Consider the following 5,340-nt stretch of genomic DNA (forward strand, 5'->3'; position numbering starts at 1 on the left):
GTCTACGAGGGTCACTGAGCTTGCCTGCTCTAAGCTTGTCGTTGACACAGTCTCTCGTAGAGAAGGGTCGGAGTGCGGCTACGCCTAAACGATCGCAAAGGCTTCCCATCATAATAAGTACTTTTATCTTCCGAATACGCCTATAGACAGGTTCAAAAACAGTCAGAAACAAACTCAGTGAATCCTCGTCATTAAATACATCACATACACAAAGGATAACCCTCTTATGACACGCTTACATCAATGGAAATCTGGAACTGCTGCACTTATGGCAATGGCCGTTACTACAAGCGTCATTAGCCCCCTATTCAGCTTGGCTCCTGCTAATGCTCAATACAGAATCGATCAAAACAGAACAGGGCAATACGGAAACGTTACCATTCCTTCTGGAGTTGCTTTTCCTGTCACCTACGATAAAGAGACAATTACTATTGCTCCTGGGGAAAGTAAATCTCTAACCTTGAGAATTGCTAATGATATTATCGATAGGAATAGAAATGTCTTAATTCCTGCTGGTACTAAAGTAAATGGACGATTAGAACCTGTTGACTTAGATAGTTATTCCAGAGATACAAGAGATGAAGAAAACAAAGGAAAAGGCGTAAGGTTTGTCGCTCAAGAATTAGAATTTTCTAATGGTCAGCGTCAGTCGATTAATGCAACTTCTCGGACATACACTACAACTCAAAAAGTTAAACAGGGGGCTAACACAAGCCAGGTTTTAACTGACGCAGCTATTGGTGGGGGTGCTGGTCTTTTAGGTTCACTAATTACTGGTAATCGCAGAATTGACGATTTAAAACCTGTTATTGGTGCGGCTGCGGGTGCGGGTGCTAGCGTGCTCTTGCGGAAAAAAGAAGGAAATGCATTTGTCCTCAGACCTGCACAAGATTTAAGGCTCACACTGAATTCTAACTTGAATTTAGTACCACAATCCCGCTACTAGAATTAACTTCATTCAAGTTGTGAATTTAATTATCCCTTATATGCGATCGCCACTTTAACTAGAGTGCGCGATCGTCTTTATTTTTAACCCTAAAAACTTCTATTTAACAGCAACTATTCCACCTCTATATCGTCTTAATTAATATCGATATTTATTGAAATACTTGTTTAAAAATTAGCTCTATTGTATTCTGTATCCAAAAGAGTATTCAAAATTATGGAATATCCTGATACTTTTATTAAGTAGTAGCGATCGAGGAGCTTTTTCTTGTGGTAATTCAAGGTTTAAATTTAAGCACATATCTTGCAATTCCCGTAGTATTAAGTCTTTTGGTTCCGGGAGACAATATAAAAGTATCTTTAGTTGAAAACGTCCGTCAGGTATCCACTAACAACGAAGCGAGCCTATCTAGCCGTGAGCTAATCAGCGCCAATTCAACACCGAAAACATACTATGTTAGCGGTAGTGGAAACGACAATAATAGCGGACTTTCTACTTCATCTGCCTTTAAAACAATTCAAAAGGCAGCAGACCTTACGAACCCTGGCGATACAGTATTGATAATGAACGGAGTGTACAAAAATATAGGCAAAGCTGGGAGTGTAGTAAATATTAAACGTTCTGGAACTGCAAATGCATGGATTAGGTATAAAGCATATCCTGGGCATTTCCCAAAAATTCAGCACAATACATGGAATGGTATCACGATTTCAAATAAAGCTTCATATATCGAGATCAACGGGCTAGAGGTTATGGGAAACAATGCCAATATAACCCTTGATTACGCGATGAGTGAGAAGACTAACAAACAAAACCCACTGACGAATGGAAACTGTATCAACGTTGATGGCCGAACGAATGGTCATGTTCATCACATCCGTATTTTGAACAACAAAGTGCATGACTGTGGAGGAGCAGGTATTTCAGCAATTCAAGCAGACTATGTGACAATAGATAATAATGTGGTATTTAATAATGCTTGGTACAGCGTTTATGGTTGCAGTGGCATTTCAATGTTGAGTAATTGGAATTCTGACAACAACCAAGGATACAAGATGTTTGTTACCAACAACAAGACCTACAACAATCGTATGTACATCCCTTGGATTGCAGTCGGAAAGATCACAGACGGTAATGGCATTATTATCGATAGTACAAGAAATCAAGACAATTCAAAATTGAGTGCATATAAAGGACGTACTTTAGTTAAAAACAATCTGGCATTTAATAATGGTGGATCGGGTATTCATGCCTTTTTTAGCGACCATGTTGATATTGTCAATAACACAGCTTTTTTAAATAATCAGAGTCCAGAACTTAATGGTGGGCAAATATTTGCTCATACCTCATCCGATGTCAGAATTCTCAGGAACATTCTCTATGCTTTTCCTGGAAAAAATATTAATAATAACACGAAAAACAAAAACGTTGTTTATGATTACAATATCTATCTCAATAGTTCTAAGATAAGTGCTAAAGGATCTCACGATATTGTTGCAGACTCAGAGTTTTTAAGTAAGCATCCCACTCTCGAAAAAATATCTGACGATTGGAAATCGCTAGAGAAACGAAATCCGCCAACGCGAACTTATACAGAGGCTAAGTCAGGAGGTTTTGTTTGCGATCCAGTGAATTATCCTTTGCAAGATAAACTCATCAAAGTGGGATGTTCCCCGCTATCTTTAGCTCAAACTGCTTTTTCTGATGTTTCATCTAACTATTGGGCGGCACAATTTATTCAACAATTGTCTCAGCGAGGTATAATTGCCGGATTTCCCGATAGTAGCTTCCGCCCAGAAGAACCGGTGACACGCGCTCAATTTGCCGCGATGGTCAATAAAGCTTTCCAAAAAGCACAGCAACGGCAGCCAATCAGTTTTGCTGATGTACCTAGCAACTATTGGGCATCCAGTGCGATTCAGCAAGCTTATACCATTGGTTTCTTATCGGGATATCCCAGTAATCGCTTTGAACCTAATCAAGCTATCCCCCGCGAGCAGGTTTTGGTTTCCCTCGCTAACGGTTTGGAATATAGTCCCAGTGGCAATACCGAAAGCACTCTGCAATACTTCAACGATGCCTCTAACATCGCTAGCTATGCCCGTAGCCCGATCGCCGCAGCAACCCAAAAGCAAATTGTGGTGAACTATCCGAATGTGAACTTCCTGAATCCAACCGCAACTGCTACTCGCGCCCAGGTAGCAGCTTTTATCTACCAAGCATTGGTTAGTTCTAATCAAGCCTCAGCAATTAACTCGCCTTATGTTGTGGCTGTCGGATCTACTACCCCAACACCTACCTCAGTGACAATTGCTCAAGGGACTGCTATTCCTGTGAAGTATGACAAGGCAGAAAAAATTCTAGTTACAAAGGATGAAACCTCGCCCTTGACATTGACAGTATCCCAAAACGTGGTTACGCAAGACGGAGCTGTAGTGATTCCTGCTGGAAGTCAAGTTGTTGGTCAACTCAAACCTGCTACGGGTGGTTCTCAATTCGTTGCTGAGAAACTAGTTTTGACCAGTGGTCAAGAGTATCAGTTGAACGCTACTTCTGACGTTATTACCAAAACTGAAACCGTCAAGAAGGGTACTAGTGTTAGTTCAATTATCAAGAATACTGTATTGGGCGCAGGTGCAGCAACTGCGGTATCTGCTGTCACTGGCGATCGCGCGATCGCCACAGAAGAAGTCTTGGGTGGTGCTGGTATCGGTGCGTTGGTTGGTTTGTTCTTCGGCAAAAATAGTGTTGACTTAATCGCCATCGACCCAAATACCGATTTACAAATGACCATCAATCAAAACTTGTTGGTTTCACTCAGATAGTTATCAGTCCAAAGTTATAATCCACAATCTGTTTGCATAGATTAGACTTCTCCGAAAATGAATGTAGAGCCGTAGCACTGCTACGGCTCTACAAGGGTTTTAGCCAACGAATAATAATTTCTGGAGATATCTATTATTCTTGGGCTAACAGTTTACTGAAGCTTAATTTTGAATTTGAACAAGAGTAACATAACTTATGAAAGAAAATCATTTAATATTTCAAAATATCTCCCTAACCCCCGCAATTATGGGGCTTTTAAGATTCTCCACTTTTTTAAGCTTGCTTGGAGGATGGGGTTTCAAGCTTTCACTGCCGAAGTCCTGATAATATGCAGAGATTGCTTACGAGTTATCTTACCTCAATATATTTTGTAAATTTGGGATACTCTTAAAGTTTTTTGCTCTTCAGCGTAACCACATCATAACTTGTAACTCGACTTTAGCCCTCTTTTATATATCTGATGAGAGAAAAATAAGATGCTGACCTTGAATCTTTTTAAAAGCCTTGATCGGCAAAGCCAAAAATCTTTATTTGAAAGCAAGCACGGAGAAACAAGGTTTTAAATATTCTCTAATGAGAGTAATAAAAGAGCGTCCATCTAAAGTTGAATTGTAAGATTAGTGTAAGTGCTGTATATTGTAAGTATGTAGTACTCACGCTATTTTTTGACTTAACTTAGCATTTTTATAAAATTCCTGAAACTAAGTTTCAGCAATAATTTCGCGATATTTTTATTGATGAGAGTGATAATAGCGCTTTAGAGGTAAGACAAGACTAATTTTTCTAAAATTTATTAAAAATAATTTTAATATTGGTACTTTTGCTCAAGCTCTCAAATTAATTAAGTGTAGAGAAAGGAGATAATGCTTATGAATCAAGAGCTATTAGATATTATTAAATTATTTCAAGGATTTATCCCTCAACTTAAACTTACAGGTGTTGAGAATCTGAATCTAAAACTTGCAGAAAATATCAATACGTCTCTGAATTTTAATTTCGTTATAATAGGTAATCAAAATAAGCCTTTAGCTATAATTAGTCCCAAAAACTCGACAAATAAAAGTTTAGAAAATTCGTTAGAAAATGTAAATGAATCTATTGCTTTTCTTCCAACTAATACGCCAGAAAAACGGAAAATAGAACCAGGAAGCAGCATAAAACTCAATATTCAAAATGTCCCTTTCAGTAGTGGATTACACTTAATCATTAATCAAAGAAATTGGTGGGATAAAAAAGGAAACCCAGAAGATAAATCAGTGCTAATTGACAATGTTAAATTAATTCCTATACAAGAAAATGAGTGGGCATTGATTAAAACAATTGAAAATGCAGAACAATTTGGGTTATATTTTAATAGAAACGGGATTATAGAGTTAGAATTTCCACGAAATAGTTCCAAACAAGTTATAGATATAAATGATTTATCATTAGAGTTATCGGAAACCTTCCAATTTACAGAGTATAAAGCTGGTGAAATTATAAAACTGGAAGCAATTCCTGACTTAGTATTCTCAGTAGAGAAAAACATAGTTAAAAAAACAATTTTAATTGAATATAAACCTAAAACC

General features: G+C 37.9%; 3 protein-coding genes. All 3 read left to right on the top strand.

Going from position 1 to position 5,340, the window contains the following annotated elements:
* The first annotated feature begins 226 nt into the window (after positions 1 to 226).
* Positions 227 to 946 carry a conjugal transfer protein TrbI gene (locus IQ229_RS11490; RefSeq protein WP_194043801.1) on the top strand — a complete coding sequence of 240 codons (720 nt, stop codon included), beginning with the start codon at positions 227 to 229 and terminating at the stop codon, positions 944 to 946.
* Positions 947 to 2,574: 1,628 nt separating this feature from the next.
* Positions 2,575 to 3,771, top strand: a complete 1,197-nt coding sequence (locus tag IQ229_RS11495; protein WP_194043805.1) for an S-layer homology domain-containing protein — start codon at positions 2,575 to 2,577, stop codon at positions 3,769 to 3,771.
* Positions 3,772 to 4,641: 870 nt separating this feature from the next.
* Positions 4,642 to 5,340: hypothetical protein (locus tag IQ229_RS11500; protein WP_194043803.1), on the top strand; the 699-nt coding region annotated here is incomplete at its 3' end.

The sequence above is a fragment of the Nostoc cf. edaphicum LEGE 07299 genome, assembly GCF_015207245.1.
GTDB classification, from domain to species: domain Bacteria; phylum Cyanobacteriota; class Cyanobacteriia; order Cyanobacteriales; family Nostocaceae; genus Nostoc; species Nostoc edaphicum_B.